Annotated in this window: 20 protein-coding genes and 2 pseudogenes; 9 read left to right on the forward strand and 13 right to left on the reverse strand. The window is 67.0% G+C overall.

Annotation, left to right across the window (positions count from 1 at the left end):
- Nucleotides 1-8: 8 nt before the first annotated feature.
- The 4 genes from mlaD to ACCQ03_RS21820 are packed head-to-tail and all read left to right on the forward strand — an operon-like array spanning nucleotide 9 to nucleotide 2,562.
- Nucleotides 9-554, forward strand: coding sequence for an outer membrane lipid asymmetry maintenance protein MlaD (gene mlaD, locus ACCQ03_RS21805; protein ID WP_005912377.1), 546 nt, complete (start codon nucleotides 9-11; stop codon nucleotides 552-554).
- Nucleotides 551-1,213 carry an MlaC/ttg2D family ABC transporter substrate-binding protein gene (locus tag ACCQ03_RS21810; protein ID WP_209227175.1) on the forward strand — a complete coding sequence of 221 codons (663 nt, stop codon included), beginning with the start codon at nucleotides 551-553 and terminating at the stop codon, nucleotides 1,211-1,213. Before mlaD ends, ACCQ03_RS21810 begins: the two co-directional genes overlap by 4 nt.
- Nucleotides 1,203-1,493, forward strand: coding sequence for an STAS domain-containing protein (locus ACCQ03_RS21815; protein WP_017156012.1), 291 nt, complete (start codon nucleotides 1,203-1,205; stop codon nucleotides 1,491-1,493). Before ACCQ03_RS21810 ends, ACCQ03_RS21815 begins: the two co-directional genes overlap by 11 nt.
- A gap of 10 nt (nucleotides 1,494-1,503) precedes the next feature.
- Nucleotides 1,504-2,562 carry an MlaA family lipoprotein gene (locus tag ACCQ03_RS21820; RefSeq protein ID WP_017158961.1) on the forward strand — a complete coding sequence of 353 codons (1,059 nt, stop codon included), beginning with the start codon at nucleotides 1,504-1,506 and terminating at the stop codon, nucleotides 2,560-2,562.
- A 139-nt stretch (nucleotides 2,563-2,701) separates the two neighbouring features.
- Here the strand turns inward: ACCQ03_RS21820 and ACCQ03_RS21825 are convergent, their stop codons facing one another.
- The 5 genes from ACCQ03_RS21825 to ACCQ03_RS21845 form a co-directional block, all read right to left on the reverse strand.
- Complete coding sequence (locus ACCQ03_RS21825; RefSeq protein ID WP_057678411.1) at nucleotides 2,702-3,217, reverse strand: nuclear transport factor 2 family protein; 516 nt, start codon at nucleotides 3,215-3,217, stop codon at nucleotides 2,702-2,704.
- A 28-nt stretch (nucleotides 3,218-3,245) separates the two neighbouring features.
- Nucleotides 3,246-3,797, reverse strand: a complete 552-nt coding sequence (locus tag ACCQ03_RS21830) for a glutathione peroxidase (RefSeq protein ID WP_150147466.1) — start codon at nucleotides 3,795-3,797, stop codon at nucleotides 3,246-3,248.
- Nucleotides 3,798-3,897: 100 nt separating this feature from the next.
- Nucleotides 3,898-4,275, reverse strand: a complete 378-nt coding sequence (locus ACCQ03_RS21835; RefSeq protein ID WP_209227172.1) for a hypothetical protein — start codon at nucleotides 4,273-4,275, stop codon at nucleotides 3,898-3,900.
- A gap of 216 nt (nucleotides 4,276-4,491) precedes the next feature.
- Nucleotides 4,492-6,024, reverse strand: a complete 1,533-nt coding sequence (locus tag ACCQ03_RS21840; RefSeq protein ID WP_170922338.1) for a DNA recombination protein RmuC — start codon at nucleotides 6,022-6,024, stop codon at nucleotides 4,492-4,494.
- Nucleotides 6,025-6,250: 226 nt separating this feature from the next.
- The gene (locus tag ACCQ03_RS21845) at nucleotides 6,251-7,258 is read right to left on the reverse strand and encodes a zinc-binding alcohol dehydrogenase family protein (protein ID WP_209227170.1); all 1,008 of its coding nucleotides are present in this window, start codon (nucleotides 7,256-7,258) and stop codon (nucleotides 6,251-6,253) included.
- A gap of 97 nt (nucleotides 7,259-7,355) precedes the next feature.
- Here ACCQ03_RS21845 and ACCQ03_RS21850 point away from each other — a divergent pair, with 97 nt between their 5' ends.
- The 5 genes from ACCQ03_RS21850 (at nucleotide 7,356) to ACCQ03_RS21870 (ending at nucleotide 11,750) form a co-directional block, all read left to right on the forward strand.
- Complete coding sequence (locus tag ACCQ03_RS21850; protein ID WP_209227163.1) at nucleotides 7,356-8,288, forward strand: LysR family transcriptional regulator; 933 nt, start codon at nucleotides 7,356-7,358, stop codon at nucleotides 8,286-8,288.
- Between the two features lie 335 nt (nucleotides 8,289-8,623).
- Nucleotides 8,624-8,854, forward strand: coding sequence for a hypothetical protein (locus ACCQ03_RS21855; protein ID WP_057678405.1), 231 nt, complete (start codon nucleotides 8,624-8,626; stop codon nucleotides 8,852-8,854).
- Between the two features lie 135 nt (nucleotides 8,855-8,989).
- The gene (locus ACCQ03_RS21860; protein ID WP_057678420.1) at nucleotides 8,990-9,610 is read left to right on the forward strand and encodes a glutathione S-transferase family protein; all 621 of its coding nucleotides are present in this window, start codon (nucleotides 8,990-8,992) and stop codon (nucleotides 9,608-9,610) included.
- Nucleotides 9,611-9,729: 119 nt separating this feature from the next.
- Nucleotides 9,730-10,110, forward strand: coding sequence for a hypothetical protein (locus ACCQ03_RS21865; RefSeq protein WP_057678404.1), 381 nt, complete (start codon nucleotides 9,730-9,732; stop codon nucleotides 10,108-10,110).
- Between the two features lie 224 nt (nucleotides 10,111-10,334).
- Nucleotides 10,335-11,750: an amino acid permease gene (locus ACCQ03_RS21870; RefSeq protein WP_057678403.1), complete on the forward strand. Its 1,416-nt coding sequence runs from the start codon at nucleotides 10,335-10,337 to the stop codon at nucleotides 11,748-11,750.
- Between the two features lie 843 nt (nucleotides 11,751-12,593).
- On the opposite strand, the gene ACCQ03_RS21875 is transcribed toward ACCQ03_RS21870, so the two are convergent.
- The 8 genes and pseudogenes from ACCQ03_RS21875 to ACCQ03_RS21910 form a co-directional block, all read right to left on the reverse strand.
- The gene (locus tag ACCQ03_RS21875) at nucleotides 12,594-15,071 is read right to left on the reverse strand and encodes a GH92 family glycosyl hydrolase (RefSeq protein ID WP_209227157.1); all 2,478 of its coding nucleotides are present in this window, start codon (nucleotides 15,069-15,071) and stop codon (nucleotides 12,594-12,596) included.
- Nucleotides 15,072-15,302: 231 nt separating this feature from the next.
- Complete coding sequence (locus ACCQ03_RS21880; RefSeq protein WP_257721560.1) at nucleotides 15,303-15,431, reverse strand: hypothetical protein; 129 nt, start codon at nucleotides 15,429-15,431, stop codon at nucleotides 15,303-15,305.
- Between the two features lie 285 nt (nucleotides 15,432-15,716).
- Nucleotides 15,717-15,909: pseudogene (locus ACCQ03_RS21885) on the reverse strand (hypothetical protein).
- A 200-nt stretch (nucleotides 15,910-16,109) separates the two neighbouring features.
- Complete coding sequence (locus ACCQ03_RS21890) at nucleotides 16,110-16,499, reverse strand: DUF2628 domain-containing protein (protein WP_008573104.1); 390 nt, start codon at nucleotides 16,497-16,499, stop codon at nucleotides 16,110-16,112.
- Between the two features lie 135 nt (nucleotides 16,500-16,634).
- Nucleotides 16,635-18,383 (reverse strand): sensor domain-containing diguanylate cyclase, encoded by a 1,749-nt coding sequence (locus ACCQ03_RS21895; RefSeq protein WP_039571241.1) that lies wholly within the window; start codon nucleotides 18,381-18,383, stop codon nucleotides 16,635-16,637.
- A gap of 112 nt (nucleotides 18,384-18,495) precedes the next feature.
- A complete protein-coding gene (locus ACCQ03_RS21900; protein WP_209227154.1) occupies nucleotides 18,496-19,686 on the reverse strand; it encodes a sugar diacid recognition domain-containing protein in 1,191 nt (396 codons plus the stop codon).
- Nucleotides 19,687-19,924: 238 nt separating this feature from the next.
- On the reverse strand, nucleotides 19,925-21,094 hold the full coding sequence (locus ACCQ03_RS21905) for a glycerate kinase (protein WP_209227152.1): 1,170 nt from the start codon (nucleotides 21,092-21,094) through the stop codon (nucleotides 19,925-19,927).
- 25 nt (nucleotides 21,095-21,119) lie between these two features.
- Nucleotides 21,120-22,419, reverse strand: a pseudogene (locus ACCQ03_RS21910) (MFS transporter).
- Nucleotides 22,420-22,471 lie beyond the last annotated feature (52 nt).

Consider the following 22,471-nt stretch of genomic DNA (forward strand, 5'->3'; position numbering starts at 1 on the left):
GAATAACTATGGCCATGCGTGGACCACGACTCGAATTCGCCGTCGGCGCCTTTTTGCTGCTGACCCTGGCCTCGCTGCTGGTGCTGGCGGTGGCCTCGACCAACCAGCGCTGGGGTTTTGGCTCCAGCCAGTACACGCTGACCGCCCGCTTCAGCCAGATCGGCCAGCTGCGCGCGCAGGCGCCGGTAAAGATCGGCGGCGTGACCATCGGCAAGGTGGCCGACATCAGCCTGGACCCGACCAAGTTCGATTCGATCGTGACCTTGTCGCTGGATACCAAATACAAGGACCTGCCCGCCGACACCTCGGCTGGCATCTTCACCAGCGGCTTGCTCGGTGAGAGTTATATCGGGCTGCAGCCGGGCGGCGACCCGGACACCCTCAAGCCGGGCGACGAAATCGGCTTCACCCAGCCGGCGGTGGATCTGCTGCAGCTGGTCGGCAAATACATGTTCAGTGGTGGCGGTGGCGGCAGCAATGCCCCGGCCGCCGCCAACGGCCAGGCGCCTGCGCCTGCGCAAACCGCTCCTCCCTCTACGGAACCACATCAATGAAGACCACTGTGCTTTCTGCCGTCCTGGCCTCGACCCTGCTGGTGTGCGCACCGGCAACCGTGCTGGCGCAGCCGGCCGCTGCCAGCGCGCCTGCGCAGGGCGCGGCGACCAAGACCGTCATCGACAGCAGCACTCGCATCCTGAGCACGCTGGACCAGCGCCGCGCCGAGTTCCGCAGCAATCCGGCGGCGCTGCATCAGTTCATCAACGGCGAATTGAACAAGGCCTTCGACCGCGATTACTCGGCCCGCCTGGTGCTGGGCGTGCATGGTCGCGGCGCCTCCGATGCCGACGTCAAGCTGTTTGCCGATGCGCTGGCCGACAACCTGATGCAGCGTTATGGCACCGCGCTGCTGAATTTCGAAGGCAAGCCGACCTTCCGCGCCAAGTCCGAAAGCGCGCTGCCGGGCAACCGTGGCGTCAAGGTGTCCACCGACCTGCTGCGTGCCGGCAACGACCCGACCCCAGTCGATTACCTGATGCGCAATACCGGCGGCCAGTGGAAGATCTTCGACGTGATGATCGAAGGCATTTCCTACGTGCAGACCTTCAAGACCCAGTTCGACGGCCCGCTGCGCGAGAAGGGCATTGCCAAGGTGGCCGCCGAGCTGCGTAGCGGCAACCTGCAGGTCGGTACGGCACCGGCCAATGGCAACTAATACCGTGCAACGCACGGGCGAGGCGCTGGTCATCGCCGGCGTGCTCGACCGTGCGGCAGTCACCGCGGCCTGGCCGCAGGCGATCGCACAGCTGGATGGCGCGCGCACGCTGGACCTGTCGGGTGTACAACGCCTGGACAGCGCCGGCGTGGCAATGCTGGCCGAACTGGCTGCCCGGTTGCGCCAAGCCGGCAGCGGCGCGGTGGTGGGCGAGGCGTCCGGTCTGGACGAATTGCGCGCTGCCTACCGGTTGTCTCCCACTCTCGATTTTCAGGCCTGAGCGCCAGCCCATGACCCAGTTCCGTTCTCTTCCGTTGTTGGCCAGCCTGCTGCTGGGTGCCTGCGCCAGCCAGGCGCCCAAGTCCGCGCCGCCGTCGGGCGGTACCGCAACCGCCATCACGCCTGCAGCCGATGCGCCGGTCCGCGACGATGCCGCAGTGACCGCGCAGCCGGCCGCCGCCGGCATGGCCGCCCCGGACGCGCTGCCGGCCAGCGCTGCTGCTCCTGCCGATCCGCAGGCCGCGGCGGGCACCGGCACCACCGCTGCAGGCGCGCCCACCGATGCCGAAAGCGACTTCGACGCGCTGTACGGCACGACCACCCCGCAGGGTGCCAACGGCGCGCCGGCACAACCGGGCGCGGCGCCGGCATACGACCCGTGGGAGCGCTACAACCGCGGCATGCACCGCTTCAACATGGCGGTGGACCGCGGCGTGGCGCGTCCGTTGGCGACGGCCTACACCAAGGTGGTGCCGAGTCCGGCGCGCCTGGGCGTGACCAACTTCTTCGACAACCTGGGCACGCCGCTGACCATGGTCAACCAGCTGCTGCAAGGCCACCCGGTCCATGCAATGCAGTCGCTGGGGCGCTTTGTGATGAACAGCACGCTGGGTGTGGCCGGCTTGTTCGACCCCGCTTCGGCGGCCGGCATCCCGCGGCGCAGCGAAGACTTCGGCCAGACGCTGGGCGCGTGGGGCTGGCGCAACTCGCGCTACTTCGAACTGCCGTTGTTCGGGCCGCGCACCGTGCGCGACACCTTCGGGCTGGCGGGCGATATTCCGCTGTCGTGGATTCGCCAGGTGGACGACGGCGGTACGCGCTTCGCCCTGCAGGGCTTGCAGCTGGTGGATACGCGCGCGCAGCTGATGTCGCTGGATTCGCTGCGCGACCAGGCGCCGGACGAATACGCGCTGACCCGCGATGCATGGATGCAGCGCCGCAATTACCAGATCACCCGCGATCTGCGCAGCCATCGCGAGAAGAACAACGAGCTGCCGGACTACCTGCGCGACGACAAGGACAATACCGTGCCGGGTAACGCCATGCCGATCCCGAACTGGGTGCGTTGAGCGGTTGGATGTTTGGTGAGTGATGAACGAAAAAGCCCGGGAGCGATCCCGGGCTTTTTTGTGTGTTGGCCACCAGGCAGACCCGTTGCGACGCAACTGCGTACCCCGCATTGCCAAGCGCCTCGGTGTGACGGCGCTGCTAGATGCCGTCGTTGCGAGCCGGTGTCGGTACCGGTACCGACGCCGCCGCATCTTGCGCCGCGATGATTTGCCACCGACCGCTCCGCTTGATCCAGATATCGGTCCAGACATACCGGCCCGTAGACCCGTCTTTACGGGTCCATGTTTCACTCCCATGCGCGATCGCGGTATCTCCGAAGAACCTGACGTTTATCTCGTCCAGTGTGTTGGACATGATCTGCTTGGCCGGACCGGTCTCGCGGGTGACCTGGAATTTATCGTATCTGCGGCCCTTGGTATCGGTACCGATGAAGTCGTCGGCAAAGTAAATCCTGCGCTTTGACCGATTTCCTGTAACGACAGACTCTGCCCAGTCGCGAGAACAGTCGACGATGTACCGCTCCGCCTGCGCGTCGGGGGCGGACGCCGTGCCGGGCATGTGCGAGCAGCCAGCCACCATCGACAACGCGAGCATTGAAGCGCTGAAGACGTGATTGAAGGTCATTGCCTGTTCCCTTGCTGCCGACAGGGACATGACGCGTTAGCGCAATGCCGACAGCGCACTATGCGTGGGTGGCCAGCGCCGCATCCACTGCGTCGCGCAGGCGCGCATCGTCGGCGGGGATGTCCGGAGCGAAGCGGTCGATGATCGTGCCGTCGCGGCCGATCAGGAATTTTTCGAAGTTCCACAGCACACCGGGTGCGGGATTGGGGGCGATGCCGTAGCCGGCCAGTTTTTCGCGCATCGGGCCGTCGCCGGTGGTGTGCGGGTGCGTGCTGGTCAGCGCCCGATACAGCGGATGCGCCTGGTCGCCGGTGACGGCGATCTTGGCAAACATCGGGAAGGTGACGTCGTAGGTGAGCTGGCAGAACTGCGCGATCTCCGCTTCGCTGCCCGGCTCCTGGCCGTTGAAGTCGTTGGCCGGAAATGCCAGCACTTCCAGACCTTGCGTGCGCTTGTCGCGATACAGCGCTTCCAGTCCTTCGTACTGCGGGGTCAGGCCGCACTTGGAGGCGACGTTGACCACCAGCAGCACCTTGCCGCGATAGTCCGCCAACGTGGCGAGCTGGCCGTCGATGCGGGTCACGGGGATGTCGTAAAGCGTCTGGCTCATCGATGCGTCCTGGGCAGGGAGAGCCCAGAGCATAAACGGCCAACGTGGCGCGAGCGATGCCACCGGCTCACGCTGCCGGCCGTTGTCTGCGGCCAGGCCATCAATCGATGCACAACGCCGCCTGGCCCTTGCCGCCGACCACCTCCTGGCGGCAACCGAAACGATCGCTGTCGCGCTGACAGGTCCCGGTGGCCGCCGCGCCGGTCGGCACGATGCTGGTGGCCAGGCAGTCGCCGCTGCAATCGCTGTTGTCGGTGCAGGTCTTGCCGGCATCGGCATACGGCACGATGCAGCGCGGAATCTGCATGCGGCCGACCGGGCGCAGTTGGCCACCCTTTGCGGTGCAGGCAGCGGCGTCGGCGCTCGTTTGTGCAGCAGGGGCCTGCGCGGCTGGCGAGGCAGGAGAGGCGGTTGGCGCATTGCTGCAGGCAGTCAGCAGCAGCGCGCAGAGCCCTGCGTGGATCCATCGGGTCGCCATATTGAAACTCTCGTCTTGAATCGTGTGGGTGCAAGCATCGCGGTGGCGATGTCTGCGCGATGTGCTGGCTATCGGCACAAGCACATGCCGCAAACCTGCATGCGTAGGAGCGCACCCGGGCGCGACCAGCTCTACCGATAACGCTTCATCGCGCCCGGGTGCGCTTTTACGTGTGCTGTCGCCTGCGGACGCCGTGCTTCGCCATCTGCAGCCGGATCACGCCTGCTCGTCGTTGCTGTCGTCTTCGCTGCTGGTTCCGGTGTCGTCGCTGCCATCGTCCAGCAAGGCCTGCGACTGCTCGCCGGCCAGGGTTTCCACCCCGCGCAGGCGGCGTTCGATGGTGCGGGTCTTGCGGCTGGCTTCGCCCAGGCTCTTGCCGACGGTGCTGATCTGCCGCTCGGCCTTTTCGAGAATGCCGGCGAACTTGCCGAACTCGCTCTTCACCGCGCCCAGCACCTGCCAGACCTCGCTGGAGCGCTTTTCGATGGCCAAGGTGCGAAAGCCCATCTGCAGGCTGTTGAGCAAGGCGGTGAACGTGGTGGGGCCGGCCAGCACCACGCGATGCTCGCGCTGCAGCAGATCGACCAGGCCGGCGCGGCGGATCACTTCGGCATACAGCCCTTCGGTGGGCAGAAACATCACCGCGAAGTCGGTGGTGTGCGGCGGGCAGACGTACTTGTCGCTGATCGATTTGGCCTGGATGCGGATGGCGCGTTCCAGTTGTGCGGTCGACTGCTTGATCGCGTCGAGATCGCCCTTTTCCTGCGCGTCGATCAGGCGTTCGTAATCTTCGCGCGGGAACTTGGCATCGACCGGCAGCCACACCACCTGCGCGTCGCCGCGTCCGGGCAGGCGGATGGCGAAATCCACCGCTTCGGCACTGTCGGGCTTGACCCGCACGCCGCGCGCGTATTGCTCCATCGTCAGCGTTTGCTCGAGGATGTTGTCCAGCTGCACTTCGCCCCAGCCGCCGCGGTCCTTGACGTTGCTGAGCACGCGCTTGAGGTCGCCCACGCCGGTGGCCAGCTGCTGCATTTCGCCCAGACCGCGCTGCACCTGTTCCAGCCGTTCGGAGACCAGCTTGAAGGAGGCATCCAGACGCGTGTTGAGCGTGGTCTGCAGTTTTTCGTCGACGGTGGCGCGCATCAATTCGAGCTTGCTGGCGTTGTCGTGTTGCAGGCTGGCCAGCTGCTGCTCGAGCGTGGCGCGCATCTCGCCCAGGCGCAATTCGTTGCGCTGGGTGAGTTCGTTCAAGCGCTGGCCCAGCGCTTCGGTGAAGCGTTGTTGCGATTGGCCGGCTTCGGCGCGGCCCTTGCGTGCGTCTTCGGCCAACGCTTCGCGCAGCGCGGCCATGTGGGTGTCGGTGCGCGCGATCAGTTCGGTCAGTTGCTGGCCGAACACGTGGATGCGGGTTTCTTGTTGCTGGCCGAAGCCTTCGAGCTGGGTGCGCAATTCGGTGAGCCGCAGGGTCAGCAGCTCGCCGGTGCGTTGTTGTGCAAGGCCGCTTTCTTCGCGCGCCTTGCGGGCATCTTCGCCGAGCGCGTCGCGCAGCAGGTCCAGGCGTTGGTCGGTGCGCGTGGACAGCTCGGTGAGGTTGCGCGCAAAGGTTTCCAGGCGGGCGTCCTGCTGCCGCGCCAGGCCTTCGAGTTGCTCGCGCAATTCGCCACGGCCGTCGCGTTGCTCGGCGCGCAGTGCATGCTCCAGCGCGGTGGTGGACGGACGTCGCAGCAGCGCCAGCAGCTGCAACACGAGGACTGCGACAAGCAGCCCGAGAAGGATCAGGGATTGGGATGACATGCGCGCAGTGTAGCGGCGCCGGTCGCAACAGCTGCGTCAGTGCGATGCCGGTTGCGTGGTCGGTGCTCACCGTCGCAGGCGCGTGGAACGTTGCGCCTGCGGCACTGCGCACCGGCGCGGCCGATGCAACAGCCAGACAGCGGCGATGCGCGCCGCTGCCTGGTCTTGAGGCGTTTAGTCAGAACCCTTCCAGCACCAGCTTGCCGCGGGTACGGTGCGATTCCAGCGCGGCGTGGGCGCGGCGCAGGTTGTCGGCGGTGATGCGGCCGTAGTGCTCGCCCAGCGTGCTGCGCAGCGTGCCGCTGTCCACCAGCGCGGCGACGCGGTTGAGCAAGTGGTGCTGGGCAATCATGTCATCGGTCTCGAACAGCGAGCGGGTGAACATGAATTCCCAGTGCAGCGACGCGCTCTTGCGCTTGAGCGGCAACGCGTCGAGCGTGGCCGGATCGTCGATGAGGGCCAGCTGGCCCTGCGGCGCGAGCACGTCGACCAGCTGGGAAAAGTGCTGGTCGGTGTGGGTGAGGCTGGCGACGTGCTGCACTTGCGCGATGCCGATGCGCTGCAGGCCTTCGCTCAGCGGCTGGCTGTGGTCGATCACGTGATGCGCGCCGAGTGCGCGCACCCAGTCCTGGGTTTCCGGACGCGAGGCGGTACCGATCACGGTCAGCTGGGTCAGCGAGCGCGCCAGCTGCACCAGGATCGAGCCGACGCCACCGGCCGCACCGACCACCAGCAACGTCTGGCCCTGTCCGCCGCCTTCGGCGATGCGCAGGCGGTCGAACAACAGTTCCCAGGCAGTGATGGCCGTGAGCGGCAATGCGGCGGCCGCAGCGTCGTCGAGCGTGGCCGGTTTGCGCCCGACCAGGCGTTCGTCCACCAGGTGGTATTCGGCATTGGTGCCCGGACGATTCAAGGTGCCGGCGTAGTACACCGCATCGCCGGGCTGGAACAGGCTGACATCGCTGTCTACTGCATCGACCACGCCGCTGGCGTCCCAGCCAAGCACGCGCGGGGTGTCCACCGCGGCGTTGCTGCGTATCTTGGTGTCGACCGGGTTGACCGAGACAGCGTGGATGCGCACGCGCAGATCGCGCGGACCGGGTTTTGGCAGCGGCAGCTCGAGTTCGACCAGCGCGCGCGCATCGTCGATGGGCAGGCCGTGTTGCGGATAGGCGATGGCTTTCATGGCAGGGGCGTCGTGCGGGAGGGAGCTACATGGTCGGTCACCCGGATTCACGGAAAAACCGGCAAACTGCGCAAGCACTTTCACGATTGGAGTGAAGATGGTCCGCTTCGACGATCTGGCGCTATTCGTCCGTACCGCGGCGCTGGGCAGCTTCTCCAGCGCGGCGCGCGAGGCCGATCTGCTGCCGGGACAGGCCAGCGCGGCAGTGGCCCGGCTGGAACGCGCGCTGGATCTGCGCCTGTTTGCCCGGTCCACGCGCAGCCTGCGGCTGACCGCCGAGGGCGAGCAGTACCTGCCGTACGCGCGTCAGGTGCTGGAGTTGCTGCGCGACGGGCGCGAGCATGTGCGGGGCGCCGACAGTGCGCTGCACGGCGTGCTGCAGGTGACGGCGCCGTCGGACCTGGGCCGCAACGTGCTGCTGCCGTGGCTGACCGAATTCCGCGCTGCACATCCGAAGCTGACCCTGCGCCTGCACCTGTCGGACCAGGTGGCCGACCTGTATCGCGCGCCGGTGGATGTGGCATTTCGGCTCGGCCGTATCGACGATGCAGACCATGTGGCACTGCCGGTGGCAGCGGACAACCGCCGCGTGCTGGTGGCCGCACCGGCCTACCTGCAGCGCCACGGGCGCCCCGCCACGCTGGATGCGCTGCGCGAGCACGCCTGCCTGCTGTACGTGCTGGCCGGGCGCGCCTACGACCGTTGGCAATTCGACCTGGAAGGGCGCCGCCACGTGGTGCCGGTGCGCGGCACGATGCTGTGCGACGACGCCGATGTGGTGCGGCGTTGGGCAGCCGCCGGCGAAGGCATTGCCTACAAGTCGTGGCTGGATGTGTGCGCCGACGTGCAGGCCGGGCGGCTGGAGGCGCTGTTGCCCGAGTGTGGCGATCGGCTGCCGCTGCAGCTGGTGTGCCCGCACCGAAAGCAGTTTTCGCCGGCGATCCGGCAATTGCATGCGCTGTTTGCGCAGCGTTGCCAGGCGCTGACGGCGTTGTACCCGCTGCAGGCCGATGCAGTGGATGCGGGGTGATGCGGTGGAGAACGCAGCGGCGTCATCGGTACGGCCTCTTTGCTGGGCCGCGTGGAGGTGGTTGAGGGGTTGTAGGTTCAATGCCTGCCATCCGCACGCCGCAACGCTTGAGGTGCGGCGTATTCCGCGCTCGCGGCACGTGCGACCGGCTGTTTTCCTATTCCCTGCGCTTGAATGCAATGTGCCTGCTACACCGCGATGCCAAGGGTGTGCACACCGGTTTCGATTGCGCGTGGGGTGCGGCGCAGCTGCGCACGCTATTGCCGCGTTCGTTGAAGCGCCCATCACTGCAGCGGTTCTAGCCTGCCGGCATGACCACACCCCGCCCGGTTCGCATGCAGCGCTATGGCAATCGCAACGGCCACTCGGGCGTGGTGGCCTACGCGCTGGCCGATGACGCCATCGCGGTGCGTTTTCGCAGCGGCGAGACCTATGTGTATACGGCCGACAGTGCGGGTGCCGACGTGGTCGCGACCATGCAGCGGCTTGCCGCGGCCGGGCGCGGGCTGAGCACCTATATCAGCCAGAGCGTGCGCGATGCATATGCGGGCAAGCGCGCGCTGTAGCGGCGCAAGAGTGCAGCGGTGAGAATGCACTGCTCCCTGCGATTGGCCGCCGCGTGCGTGGATGCACGCGGCGTCGCATGCAGCGCATGTCACCGCCGCCAATCGCCGGCCATCACGCATAGCACCGAGGAACACATGCTGGAGATCTACGGCAAGCCGGGCTCGATCAATGTGCGCAAGGTGTTGTGGCTGTGCGACGAGCTGGCGCTGGACTACACGCTGCATGCCTATGGCAGCGGCGTTGCGTCGGTGCAGACGCCGGAATTTCGCGCACTCAACCCGAATGCGCTGGTGCCGGTCATCCGCGTAGGCGAACTGGTGCTGTGGGAATCGAACACGATCTGCCGCTACCTGGCCGCGCGCAGCCAACGCCACGATCTGCTGCCGGCCGCGCCCGCCGCACGCGCATTGGTCGAGCAATGGATGGATTGGCAGGCTACCGAACTCAATACAGCCTGGCGCTACGCGTTCATGGCCACTGTCCGTGGCAGTGCAGCGCATGCCGATGCGCAGGCGATTGCGGCGAGCGTGGAGCAGTGGAACCGGCACATGGCGATCCTGGATGCACAACTACAACGCGGCGGTCCGTTCGTCCTCGGCGCACGCTTTACGCTTGCCGACATCGTGCTGGGGTTGTCGACACAGCGCTGGGTTGCCAGCCCCATCGCGCATGCGGCGTTGCCTGCGGTGGCGGCGTATTACGCACACTTGAAGACACGCGCCGGATTCCAGCGCCATGGTTGCACGGCACCGTGATGCTGCGCGTCGCCTTTGTGCGAAGCGAACCAGACCACCGACGCGATGCATGCCGCACGCTCGCACTGCATTGACCTGGGCATAGGTAGGGTGAGGGTCTGCTTTTGCGAGGCTTGCCGATGACCACTGCCACCCACCAAACCCGCCTGCTGGCCCTTGGACTGTTCGTCTTTCTGGGCACGTTCGCAGCGATCGTCTGGTATCTGATGCGGCCCTACGGCACGGCGTATTTTTTCCCGGTGCATTTTCTGATCGGAGCGGCATTGCCGTTTTTGATCTATGCGATCGGCGGTACCCGCCTGTGGTTCTGGATGGGCATGGGCATCACCGCGTTGGTGCTGCTGTGGTTCAACCTGTGGGGCCATGAAGCCAATGGCGCGGCGCCGCGGGTGCTGGACTGGAGCCACTTCGCTGCCGGCGTGGTCGGGCTTGCCGGGGCCTGGGCAGTGCAGCTGATCTATCGCAACGCGCGCCCGCCGCATCGCCCGTCGGTTGAGTGAGCGATAAAGCCGGATTGGTGCGTCGGGATTTGGGATTCGTACAAGCGCTGGACGGCAGACGTTCTAGGTTGTCGAAGGACTGGTTAGGGCATGCGCGCGCCACGGTGATGCGGGTGGCGCGTCTACTCTGCCCGACCAGCGCCGCCGCATGACCTTGGACCGATAGCTTTGCTGCGCTGCGTTGGGCGACACTCGCGCATTCTTTTGATCCCCGCGAGGTCCGCATGTCGTCTTGGCTCAGGCGCAAATCCATCGATCAGGTCACCGTGCACGAGGCCGGTCGGCAACTGGTCCGCAGCCTGAGTTGGCCGCATCTGATCGCGCTGGGCATCGGCGCCATCGTCGGTACCGGTATCTACACGCTGATCGGCGTGGGCGCCGACAAGGCCGGACCGGCGGTGCTGCTGTCGTTCGTGGCCGCCGGCATCGTGTGCGCCTGCGCGGCGCTGGCGTATGCGGAGATGGCCACGATGATGCCGGCTGCCGGCAGCGCGTATACCTACAGCTACACCGCGCTGGGCGAGAGCATTGCCTGGGTGGTGGGCTGGAGCCTGGTGCTGGAATATTCGCTGGTGGTCAGCACGGTGGCGGTCGGCTGGTCGGGCTATTTCGTCGGCTTCCTGCAATGGCTGGGCGTGGGATTGCCGCATGAACTCATTGCCGGGCCGCATGCCGGCGGTATCGTGAACCTGCCGGCGGTGGTGATCACCTTCCTGGTGGCTGGCCTGCTGATGGCCGGCACCAAGGAAAGCGCCACGCTCAATGCCGTGCTGGTGGTGTTGAAGATCATCGCGCTGGGCGTATTCGTGGCCATTGCGCTGCCGGCCTTCAACAGCGCGAATCTGCAGCCGTTCATGCCGTACGGTTTCTCCAAGGCGGTGGGTCCCGACGGCGTGGAGCGCGGCGTGATGGCCGCGGCGGCCATCATCTTCTTCGCGTTCTATGGCTTCGATGCGATTTCCACCGCCGCCGAAGAAACCAAGAACCCGGGACGCGATCTGTCGATCGGCATCGTCGGTTCGATGATTGGCTGCACGTTGATCTATGTGCTGGTGGCGCTGGCGGCGGTCGGCGCGATGAGCTTTACCGTGTTCGGCAAGAGCCCGGAACCGCTGGCGCTGATCCTGCGCGAACTCGGCCACGGCAAGGCGGCGCTGGTGATCGGCGCGGTGGCGATCATTGCGTTGCCGACGGTATTGCTGGCGTTCTTGTATGGGCAGAGCCGCATCTTCTTCGTGATGTCGCGCGATGGCTTGTTGCCGCGCGGCTTGTCCAAGGTCAACGCACGCACTGGCACGCCGGTGGCGATCACACTGTTCACCGCGGTGCTGGTGGCAGCACTGGCGGGCGTGGCCCGGTTGGACGAAATCGCCGCGTTGGCCAATGCCGGCACGCTGGCCGCATTCACCGCGGTGGCGGCCTGCCTGTTGGTGTTGCGCGTGCGCGAACCCGGCCGCGCGCGCGCCTTCCGCACGCCGCTGGCGTGGGTGGTGGGACCGGTGGCGATCGGCGGCTGCCTGTATCTGTTCTGGAGCTTGCCGAGCAAGACGCAGGGCTGGTTCCTGCTGTGGAATGCGCTGGGTGTTGTGGTGTACCTGGCCTATGGGCGACGCAATAGCCGGTTGAATCAGGCGGGGTGAGCCGCCCTTCTCCCGTCGGGACACTGTCCTCGTTTATGGGGGAGAAGGTGCCCGCAGGGCGGATGAGGGGCGCCGCACATCCAGCGAATGCCAGCAATGACGAACGCGTCGCCACGCGCCTTCAAGAATGAATCGATGTAGGCGAGCTGTACCCTTCTCCCGTCGGGAGAAAGTGGCCCGAAGGGCCGGATGAGGCTGCGGGCGAAGCCACGTGTCATCCAATTCGTCAGGCGCTTTGCCCCCGTACCCTCACCCCTCTCCCGAGGGGAGAGGGGCTCTAGCGCTGCTGCGACGTTGCCCTTCTCCCACTGGGAGAAGGTGGCCCGAAGGGCCGGATGAGGGTACGGGCGAAGCCTCGTGTCATCCAATTCGTCAGGGGCTTTGCCCCCGTACCCTCACCCCAACCCCTCTCCCGGGGGGAGAGGGGCTCTAGCGCTGCTGCTCTTTAGCGCTACTGCGCTATTACCCTTCGCTCGTCGGGAGAAGGTGGCCCGAAGGGCCGGATGAGGGTACGGGCGAAGCCACGTGTCATCCAATTCGTCAGGCGCTTCGCCCCCGTACCCTCACCCCAACCCCTCTCCCGAGGGGAGAGGGGCTCTAGCGCTGCTGCTCTTTAGCGCTACTGCGCTACTGCGCTATTACCCTTCGTTCGTCGGGAGAAGGTGGCCCGAAGGGCCGGATGAGGGTACGGGCGAAGCCACGTGTCATCCAATTCGTCAGGCGCTTTGCCCCGTACCCTCACCCCAACCCCTCTCCCGGTGGAGAGGGGCTTTTGAGCGGCGTGCCGCTGGTCAGTGCTTGCGGCGTCTGGGCTTGCAGTGACTGGGTGGCTGCAGCCGGTTGTTACTGCGATGCTGCTGGCGTGGCGCAGAACGAGATCGGCAACGCATCCGCTTGCGTACCCCAACCTTGCGTGGGTGCCTGCTTGGTAAGGGCAAACGATAGCGTGCCGCCCTGCTGCAGCTGCGCCCAATCCAGGAAGACCTGCGGCTGCGGCTTGCCGTTCCAGCGCACGCTGTCCACGTATTGCAGCGCGCGGCCGTCGGCGCCGGGGGCGTCGATGCGCAGGCGCTTGCCGTTGCCCAGATTCAGCGTGACCCGCTTGAAGCGCGGCGCATGCAGCAGAAATTCGCCGCTGCCCGGCACTGCCGGATACAGGCCGAGCGCGCTGAACAGATACCAGGCCGACATGGTGCCGAGGTCGTCGTTACCGGTGACGCCGTTGGGCGCATTGGTGAACAACTGCTGCGCGGCGCGCACCACGGTGGCGGTCTTCCACGGTTGCCCGATCAGCGTGTACATCCACGGTGCGTGCAGGTCCGGTTCGTTGTTGGGGTTGTAGCGGTACTGGTTGTAATAGCTGTACGGGCCAACCACCCAGTGCGTGCGTGCGGCAGTGAGCGGATCTTTCAGCAGGTCGTCGTAGGCGAAGAAGGCGTCCAGCCGCTTGCCGGTTTGTTCGCGGCCATGCATGGCCTGCAACATGCCGGGAATGTCCTGCTGCACCAGCCACTGATACTGCCAGGCGGTACCTTCGTGGAAGCCGTGCTCGGAGCGTGGGCTGTAGCGATCGTCGGAGGGCGCATACCAACTGCCGTCTTCCAGCCGCGGACGCGGGAAGCCGGTAAAGCCGGTCTCGGTATCGCGCACATCCGCGTCCCAAACGCGGTGCCAGTTGCCGCCGCGTGTGCGCAGTTGCGCGCTGTCCTCGCCATGGCCCAGTGCTTGCGCCATTTGTGCCAGCGCGCAATCGGCCAACGCGTATTCCAGCGTGGCCGAGCCGCCGTGGTGCGGGTCCACGTCCATGCCCTTGGAGGGAAACGCACGGTCGTATTGCACGAAGCCATTGGCCAGATAGTTGGCATTGCCCGAGCGCCCGGCGTGGCGCGAATTGATCGGCGGCTGGCCGAACGCATTCTGGCGCAGCGCTGCATACGCCTGCGCTTCATTGCCCTGCAGCGCGCCGAAGCGCCACAGATCCACCAGGAACGGGGTCACCGGGTCGCCGGTCATGATGTTGGTGTCGTAGTTGGCATAGCCCCAACGTGGCAGCCAGCCGCCTTGCTGATGGATCGCCAGCAGCGAGCGGCCGATGTCGCGCGCGCGCGCTGGCTGCAGCAGGGCGAGCAGCTGGTTTTGCGAGCGATAGGTATCCCACAGCGAAAAATACTCGTAGTAGGTCCAGCCATCGGCGCGATGGATCGCGTCGTCGTAGCCGCGATAGCGGCCATCGGCATCGCTGCCGGTCAGCGGCTGCAGCAAGGCGTGATACAGCGCGGTATAGGCCACGGAACGGTCGTCGTTGCTGGCGCCTTCCACCTGCATGCTGGCCAACGCATTGCGCCAGGCCTGCTGCGCGCGCTGGCGCATCTGTTCAAGACTCAGCAGTTTGTCGCCCTGCATGCCATCGGCACGCAGGTTGCTGCGGGCGCCTTGCGCATCCACGTGCGAGATGGCGCTGACCACGGTCACCGCACGCGCGTTCTTGTCCTTGCCCAGTGGGAAGCTGAGCCAGGCGCCGTTGGGCTTGAGTTCGCCGCCCATGCTGTGACGCGCGCCGGGCACGCCCCCCTCTTCGCCCCAGACGCCATGCGCGGTGAACGGGCGATCGAATTCCAGCCGAAACCACGTGGTGTATTCGTGACCGCCGCAGAAACTCTGCGTGGTCAGTTTGCCCTCGACCACGCGGTCGCCGACGATCTGCACCTGGCTGCCGATCACCACATGGCGGTCGTTGGCCTGCGCCACATTGACCAGCACATGGCCGGTGTCGGCGCCCGGTGCGAAGGTATAGCGCTCGGTCGCGGCGCGGGTGAGCGCGCTGGCTTCGGCATCGATGCCGCCGTAATCGGTGAGCCGCACCTTGTAGTAGCCGGCCTGGCCGACTTCGCCATCATGCGTGTAGCGGGCGGCGTAGCGTTTCTGGTCGAAGGCCTTGGCATCGGTGGTGTCGAAGTCGCCCCAGGGGCCGATGCTGCCGGTGACCGGCAGCACCGACACCTGGCCGCCCTGCTCCCAGCAGCCAGCGCCGGACAGGAACGAATGGCCGAACCCCCGAATGCTGGGATCGTCGTAGCGCCAGCCGGCGTAGTGCGCGCCGATCGGGCTGACCTGGATCAGGCCGAATGGCGCCGAGGCGCCCGGATAGGTATTGCCGTCGTCCTTGCTGCCGATGAAGGTGTTGACCTGCGCCGGGTCTTGCGCGGCCAGCGGCCCGGACATGGCCACGCCAAGCAGGCACAGACCCACGGCGGCGCGGCGCCAGAACGCTGTGCGCGCAGCATGTGCGGTAAAACGATTGGGCGAGACGACTGACAGCATGCAGAACACCTTGGGGAAAGGGCGGACAAAGCCGCAGTGGAAGGCGCGTGCCCGCCGCCGCGCGACGCAGCAACCGACGCACCACACGCGTGTGCGCAAGACGATGACACCGCGCGCCGACATGGTCGTGCGGTTTGGCCGTGTCCGGAATCGGCAGGCAGCTTGCGTGCCTGGACGATGCCGGGCGCACGACCCGTCTGCATCCGACCCGCGCCCAGCCAATTGCACGCCTCAAGAATCGAGCACGGCTTCTGCCGCGAGCGCGCGCCGGGCCGGGCCCAGCCCAGCCACGGGCGACAGCGATGCGAGCAGCAGCGCCTGCTGCAGGCGGGTGTGGCGACAATGGCGGGAGTCGGTCATTCAAGCGTCTCGTCGAAGGTGGCGGTGCAACGGGCACACCACGTCTTTCAAGCACTGCGGATGGTTGGCGCGTTTGGATCGATCTAAATTTGGATCTGGCAGGTCACCTGTTGGAACAGATTAAGCACGCGGCAGCATCTGCACCACGCCGCGACGCAACAATCCGGGCGGACTCAAGCGGATCTTCAAGAGAGATAGGTCTTTTTAATCAATGGGTTAAAATTTCATTCCAACTGCTTATCTGCTGCGCTAAGCAATGCGTCCGGGCTGTGTCCCAGGTGCCGCCTAGATGGCAGTCGGTCCGGTGCCGGTCTCCAGGCCCAGCGCCGCTGGGCAGCAGTCGCGCTGCCGGACCTGCAAGAGAAGGGAGGTGCATCGGCAACACGCTCGCAGCGCATGCACGAGAGACCTGCCTCAGGACGCATGCAATTGCAGCGAGGCCTGTTTTCGAATCCTGGCGTTGCGGCGACGACGTCACCGCCAGCGGGATGCGCGGGCGGCGAGGAATGAAGCGCTTCTACTGCGATCGTCTGCCATCTGGCGGGCAATGATGCTAAGACATTGAAGTCGGGTCGCTGACGCTGCGGGTACCGACACCGCGCCCACAAAAAAGCCCGGTCATGCGACCGGGCTTGGAGGAGGACGTCGGTGGGAGGGTCCGGCGCCCGGATGCGCCACTTACCAGCGCATGCCTTCGAACGGGTTGAAGCTGGTGCTGCCCTTCACCTTGTCCAGGTAGTAGGCGTAGTTGGCGCTCATGCCGGCCAGCAGGGCCAGTGGAATGCTCAGCGCGTTACCGATCGATGCGGGCAGGAACGAGGCCACGATGCCGACCACCAGGCCGACGCCGATCAGGCCCAGCGCCTTGCGCCACAGGCCCAGGATGAAGAAATAGATGAAGCCGAAGAACAACGCGTAGAAGTTCATGCCCACCTTGAGCTTCTCCCCGAACGGCAGGGTCTTGAGCGCCTCTTTGTAGGCAGGGTCCCTGGGGCCGCCGTGACGGTCGAAGAAGGCGAAGCGGAACTGCCACTTGGGGCTGAGCTGGGTGCGATCGAAGGTATCCATTCCAATCTATGTAGTTGTAAACCTTTACATGATAGGCGATCGCGTATTCATCGGCACGTGTCCCCGCAGCCGGTCACATGGGTTCGGTGCAGCTTTAGGTGGCGCGCAGGCTCAGCGCTGGTCGCTGGTGCCCGCTCAGCGCTGGTCGCTGGTGCCGGTGCCGCGGCGGGCGCGACGCAGCGAGTACAGCGAGTGGTCGGCGCGATCGACCACCGCCGCCAGCGCCTCGCCGTCCTGGCGCAGGGCCGTGCCCAGGGTGAAGCGGATCGGCGCGTCGTCGATGGCCCCCACGTAGTCGCGCTTCAACGCATCCAGCTGTGCCTGGGTGGCCTGGTGCAGCAATACCAGGAATTCGTCGCCGCCCAGGCGGACCAGGCGGTCCTGGGTGCGCAGCGGCTGGTTGAGGAACCACGCCATCTGCACCAACACCTCGTCGCCACGTTGGTGGCCATGGGTGTCGTTGACCAGTTTGAACTTGTCCAGATCCACCACGATGCAGCCCCAGCGCACGCTGGGGTCGCGCTTGTCCAGCTCGTCCAGGAAGCGGCGGTTGTAGCAGTTGGTGAGCGGATCGGTGAACGACCATTCCAGCAGCTGCTTTTCCTGCCGGTACTGGTTGGTGATGTCCTGGGCATGCGCCAGCACCACCGTGGCGTCCGATTCCACGTCCAGCACGTTGTGGTACTGCCAGTGACGCAGGCTGCCGTCGCCGGCCACCAGTTCGATCACTCCCGAATCCTGGCCATCGAGCACCATCCGCGAGAGGTACCCGCGCAAGGCGGCGTGGCGCTCGGGGCGCACGAATTCCACCAGCGAGCGGCCTTCCATCTGCTCGACGCTGCGGCCGAGCGAGCGTGCGGCGGCCGGATTGATGCTGACCAGCCGGCCATGCATGTCGTGGGTGCAGATCAGGCCCAGGCTGTACTGGAACATCTTGCGGAACTTGCGCTCGCTGGCGGCCAGCGCGTCCACCGCCCGGTGCCGGTCGGTCACGTCCTGGACCGCACCGATCAGGCGCTTGCGCCCATCCACATGTTCCACCGAGCCGGTGCTGTGCACCCAGAGCCTCCGCCCGGTGGCGCTGGTCAGCGGCAGCTCCAGATCCCAGGACGTGCCGTCCCGCACGCAGGCGTCGACCGCTTCGGTGATGACCGCGCGCGCTTCCAGCGGATAGAAGCCGATCGCCTCGGTCAGGCTGGGCCGGTAACCGGGCGGAACATCGTGCAGGCGGCAGGTCTGGTCCGACCAGATCAGCGTGCCGCTGGCCACATCCACCTCCCAGCCGCCGACCCCGGCCACCCGCCCGGTGCGCTCCAGGAACGCCTCGCTCTCGCGTAGCCGCTGCTGCAGCTGGGCGTTGGCGGTCTCGCGCTCGAGCATCACGCGGCGTTGCTCCAGGCCTTCGGCCGCCACCCTGGCCAGTTGCTGCAAGGCCTGCAACTGCGCCGGCTCCAGCGCGCGCGGGCGCTGGTCGATCACGCATACCGTGCCCATGCGTAGGCCATCCGGCAGCACGATGGGGGCGCCGGCGTAATAGCGGATACCGGGCGCATCGGTGACCAGGGCGTTGTCGTGGAAGCGTGGGTCGGCCGGCGCGTCGCGCACTTCCATCACCGCATCGCCCTGGATGGTGTAGGCGCAGAACGCCAGCTCGCGTGGGGTTTCCGAAACCCCCGGCAGGCCGATGTTGGCCTTCCACCACTGCCGATGTTCGTCCACCAGCGAGACCAGCGCGATGGGGGTACCGGCGATCGCCTGCGCGGCAGCGGCCAAGGCGTCGAAGAACGGCTCGGCGGCGGTGTCGACCACCTGCAACAACGCCAGACGTGCCAGGCGCTGGGCCTCGCTGGACGCAGATGACACGACGGTATCGCACTGGTTCAACGGAGCGCTCGCAGCCGGGCAATCCGCGCAGTCTAGCGGACTGCGCATACCAGCCAAGGCGGCATTGCGTGCGCCACCGCACAGCGCAGCATGAGGGCGGTTGTGGCCTCGCTCAGTCGGGGGCGTGCGCATCGGTATTGGCCACGGTCGCGGCGCTGTCGTCGCGCATCTGCAGCGCCAGGTACAGGCGCATGCAGTCGTCGGTATTGCCCAGGTCCACCGCGCACAGTTCCTGGATGCGCTGCATGCGGTAATCCAGGGTGTTGCGATGAATGCCCAGCGCCTTGGCGGTGGGGGCCATGCGCATGCCGGCGCCGAACCAGACCGACAAGGTCTTCAGCAACTGACAGCGACGGTCCTGCGCCAGCAGTGCCTGCAGCGGCTTGCGCAGTTCCTCGGCCTGCCAGGCCTGGCGCAGGTCGTCCACCAGCACCGGCAGGCGGTAATCGTCGTAGAAGAACGCGTCCGCCTGCGGGGTGCGCGCCTTGCCGATGCGCATGGTGGTGCGCGCGATCTGGTGCGACAACGCCAGGCCGTTGGACTGCGGAAAATACTGGCCCAGGGCCAGCCGGATGCGCAGCCGGCTGCTGGCGCGCATGCGCTCGAGCAGGCTGTGCGCGCGACGGCGCTGCTCCTCCACGTCCCAGTGGCCACGCCGGTCCAGTGCCGGCTTGAGCACCACCAGCTCGTTGAGCGCGGTAGCGGCGATCAGGTTGCCGCGCTCGGGCGTGGACAGCAGGGTGTGCAGGCGCTGCAGTTCCACCAGCGTCGCGTCCAGGTCCAGGCTGTCGCTTTCCACTTCGATCACCGCCGCCACACGCGGCAGGTCCAGCGCGATGCCGAGCCGCTCGGCCCAGCCAGCCAGCGCCGGGGCCGGGCCGTCGGGACGGATCAGGCCCAGCGTGACTTCCTCGCGCAGGCGCGCGTCGCGCGCCAGCAGGCGCAGCAGCCCGGCCTGTTCCAGCATCGCTTCGGCGGCCATGCGCACCAGCTCGGCCTGTTGCCCGATCCGCTGCGGGTCGCCGGTCAGCCCGACGCAGCCGACGATGCGGCCATCGGCGATCAGCGGCAGGTTGACGCCGGGGCGCACCGCATCCAGCTGCTGCGCCAGCGCCGCGTCGATCTCCACCCGACCCTGCCGGGACAGCACCAGCAACGCGCCTTCGTGCAGCTGGCCGATGCGCGCCGGTTCGCCGCTGGCGATGATGACGCCGGCGTGGTCCATCACGTTGACGTTGCCGTCGATGATGGTCATCGCGCGGTCGACGATGGACTGCGCCAGGGTGCGGTCGAGCGTGAGCATGGGCGTGGGGTCTGTTGCCGCGATCGGGGGCGGTTACGGTGGCATGTTCGCGTCGCACGTGTTCCGTACGCGTATGACGGTGGAGGCGCAGCGGCCGATGCCCGGGGTCGGTGCGAAGCCTGCCGGCGGCCTTCGCGCGGTTGGGTTGTACATGCAGTGGGCGCGCCCGCTGTCCAGGAGGCCCGCCTCGAACGCGAGCGCATGCGCCCCGCCCGTCCGGGCCATCCGGGCGCTGCCGTCAGCCCCGCCCGCCCTCCGATCCGACCTGTGCCAATGCCCCGCCCAGCTGCAGCGTTGCCGCCACGTTGCGCGCGGCGATGCGCACGTTGCTGGCGGCCTCGGCCAATGCCTGTTCCACCGTGCAGGCACGATGCACCACCGCGAACATGGCCTCGATGCCGTGGCCATGCAGCAGCGCAGCACCGTTGCCCAGGCAACCGGCAATGGCGATCACCGGTTTGGCATGCCGTTGCGCCACCCGCGCCACGCCGACCGGGGTCTTGCCATGCAGGCTCTGGCTGTCCAGGCGACCTTCGCCGGTGATGACCAGATCGGCCTGGGCGACCAGCGCGTCCAACCCGAGCGCCTGGGCGACGATCTCCACCCCGGGCCGCAGCTGCGCGCCCAGATACGCCACCAAGGCCGCGCCCAGCCCGCCGGCCGCGCCGCCGCCGGGCAGCGCGTGCAACCGTACGCCCAGGTCGCGCTGCAGCAGGTCGGCGTAGTGCTGCAGGTTGCGATCGAGCTGGCGCACCATGCTGGGGGTGGCACCCTTCTGTGGGCCGAACACCGCCGAGGCACCGGTCGGCCCGATCAGCGGGTTGTCCACGTCGCAGGCCACTTCGAACTGGCAATCCTGCAGCCGCACATCCATGCCTTCGGTGTCGATGCGCGCCAGCGTGGCCAGCGCGCCGCCGCCCGGACCGATCGCCTCGCCCTGGCGATCCAGCAGCCGCACGCCCAAGGCCTGCGCCAGGCCGGCGCCGCCGTCGTTGGTGGCGCTGCCGCCGATGCCGATGATGAAACGCCGTGCGCCGGCGTCCAAGGCGGCGAGGATCAGCTCGCCCACGCCCGCGGTGCTGGTGTGCAGCGGCGCGCGCTCGGCCGGCGGCAACAGCGCCAGGCCGCTGGCGGCGGCCATTTCGATCACCGCGGTGCGGCCGTCGCCGGTCAGGCCGAAGAACGCCTGCACCGGGGTGCCGAGCGGGCCGCTGACGGTGCAGGCGACCACCCGCCCGCCGGTGGCGGCCACCAGCGCGTCGACGGTGCCTTCGCCGCCGTCGGCAACCGGCACCTTGTGGTACTGCCAGTCGGGGAAGACCTCGCGAAAGCCCGCCTCGATCTGCGTGGCCACTTCCAGCGCAGACAGGCTTTCCTTGTACGAATCGGGGGCAATGACGATCTTCATGGGCACACTCGCTGGGACGGACGCATCACCGGTTCACCGCGCGCGCCGGCACCCGCAGCACCAGCGCGGCACCCAGCAGCATGGCGCCGGCCAGCACGTACAGCGCCACCTCGGTGCTGTGGGTGGCGTCCTTGATCCAGCCCACCAGATACGGGCTGAGGAAACCGGCCACCTGGCCGGTGGAATTGATCAGCGCCAGCCCGCCGGCCGCCGCCGCGGCGGTGAGAAAGCCGTTGGTCAGCGGCCAGAACAGCGGCAAGCCGCTGACCGCCCCCATCGTGGCCAGGGTCATGCCGAACAAGGCCAAACCCAGGTTGTCGGTGACGCTGGCGGCGATGCACAGGCCGGCCGCGCCCATCAGCAGCGGAACCACCAGATGCCAGCGCCGCTCGCCGCGGCGGTCGGCCGAGCGGCCCATCAACACCATGAACACCGCAGCAGCCAGGTACGGGATGGCGCTCATCAGACCGATGCGGATCGGGTCGGTGACGCCGCTGCCCTGGATGATCGACGGCAGCCAGAAGTTGATCGCATACACCCCGCTCTGGATGCAGAAGTACACCGTGCCCAGCAGCCACACCGCCCGATTGCGCAGTACCGCGCCCAGCGAGGTGGACGCGCCGGCCGGCTTGCCTGCTTCGTCCTCGGCCAGCACGCCTGCCAGGTCCTGTTTTTCCTGGGGGGTGAGCCAGCTGGCCTGTTGCACGCCGTCGCTGAGCAGGAACCACACCCCGATGCCCAGCAGCACGGTCGGCAGGCCCTGCAGCAGGAACATCCACTGCCAGCCGGCCAACCCGCCCTGCCCGGCCGAGAAGTGACCCAGGATCCAACCGGACAACGGCCCGCCCAGCACCCCGGAGATCGGGATCGCCGACATGAAGACGGTCATGACCCGACCATGCCGGGCACGCGGGAACCAGCGCGTCAGGTACAGCACGATGCCGGGGAAGAAGCCCGCCTCGGCCGCACCGGTGAGCAGGCGCAGGGTGTAGAACCCGGCCGGGGTGCGCACGAACAGCAAGCAGGCCCCAGCTGACCATCATGATCGCCACCCAGCGCCGGGCACCGATGCGCTGCAGGATCAGGTTGCTCGGTACTCCACAGGCCAGGTAACCGATGAAGAAGATCCCCGCGCCCAGCCCGTACACGGTCTCGCTCATGCCCAGATCGCCCAGCATCTGCAGCTTGGCGAAGCCGACATTGACCCGGTCCAGGTAATTGAACAGGTAGCAGACGAACAGGAACGGGATCAGCCGCCACAGGATCTTGCGGTAGGTCGGGCCCATGCCATCGGGGGGCGGCAGGGGCCGGGTAGCTTGGGTCATCGCACGCTCCAGCAGTCGGTCGGCCAGCCGGTGCACAGTGCGGCAGCGCCGA

The organism is Xanthomonas sp. NCPPB 3569 (genome assembly GCF_041475645.2).
Classification (GTDB): Bacteria; Pseudomonadota; Gammaproteobacteria; order Xanthomonadales; family Xanthomonadaceae; genus Xanthomonas; species Xanthomonas phaseoli.

Bases quoted from the DNA above. Each gene is read 5' to 3' on its own strand.
- mlaD (WP_005912377.1), top strand. From the start codon at position 9: ATGGCCATGCGTGGACCACGACTCGAATTCGCCGTCGGCGCCTTTTTG.
- ACCQ03_RS21810 (WP_209227175.1), top strand. From the start codon at position 551: ATGAAGACCACTGTGCTTTCTGCCGTCCTGGCCTCGACCCTGCTGGTG.
- ACCQ03_RS21815 (WP_017156012.1), top strand. From the start codon at position 1,203: ATGGCAACTAATACCGTGCAACGCACGGGCGAGGCGCTGGTCATCGCC.
- ACCQ03_RS21820 (WP_017158961.1), top strand. From the start codon at position 1,504: ATGACCCAGTTCCGTTCTCTTCCGTTGTTGGCCAGCCTGCTGCTGGGT.
- ACCQ03_RS21825 (WP_057678411.1), bottom strand. From the start codon at position 3,217: ATGTCCCTGTCGGCAGCAAGGGAACAGGCAATGACCTTCAATCACGTC.
- ACCQ03_RS21830 (WP_150147466.1), bottom strand. From the start codon at position 3,797: ATGAGCCAGACGCTTTACGACATCCCCGTGACCCGCATCGACGGCCAG.
- ACCQ03_RS21835 (WP_209227172.1), bottom strand. From the start codon at position 4,275: ATGGCGACCCGATGGATCCACGCAGGGCTCTGCGCGCTGCTGCTGACT.
- ACCQ03_RS21845 (WP_209227170.1), bottom strand. From the start codon at position 7,258: ATGAAAGCCATCGCCTATCCGCAACACGGCCTGCCCATCGACGATGCG.
- ACCQ03_RS21850 (WP_209227163.1), top strand. From the start codon at position 7,356: ATGGTCCGCTTCGACGATCTGGCGCTATTCGTCCGTACCGCGGCGCTG.
- ACCQ03_RS21855 (WP_057678405.1), top strand. From the start codon at position 8,624: ATGCAGCGCTATGGCAATCGCAACGGCCACTCGGGCGTGGTGGCCTAC.
- ACCQ03_RS21860 (WP_057678420.1), top strand. From the start codon at position 8,990: ATGCTGGAGATCTACGGCAAGCCGGGCTCGATCAATGTGCGCAAGGTG.
- ACCQ03_RS21865 (WP_057678404.1), top strand. From the start codon at position 9,730: ATGACCACTGCCACCCACCAAACCCGCCTGCTGGCCCTTGGACTGTTC.
- ACCQ03_RS21870 (WP_057678403.1), top strand. From the start codon at position 10,335: ATGTCGTCTTGGCTCAGGCGCAAATCCATCGATCAGGTCACCGTGCAC.
- ACCQ03_RS21875 (WP_209227157.1), bottom strand. From the start codon at position 15,071: ATGCTGTCAGTCGTCTCGCCCAATCGTTTTACCGCACATGCTGCGCGC.
- ACCQ03_RS21880 (WP_257721560.1), bottom strand. From the start codon at position 15,431: ATGACCGACTCCCGCCATTGTCGCCACACCCGCCTGCAGCAGGCGCTG.
- ACCQ03_RS21890 (WP_008573104.1), bottom strand. From the start codon at position 16,499: ATGGATACCTTCGATCGCACCCAGCTCAGCCCCAAGTGGCAGTTCCGC.
- ACCQ03_RS21900 (WP_209227154.1), bottom strand. From the start codon at position 19,686: ATGCTCACGCTCGACCGCACCCTGGCGCAGTCCATCGTCGACCGCGCG.
- ACCQ03_RS21905 (WP_209227152.1), bottom strand. From the start codon at position 21,094: ATGAAGATCGTCATTGCCCCCGATTCGTACAAGGAAAGCCTGTCTGCG.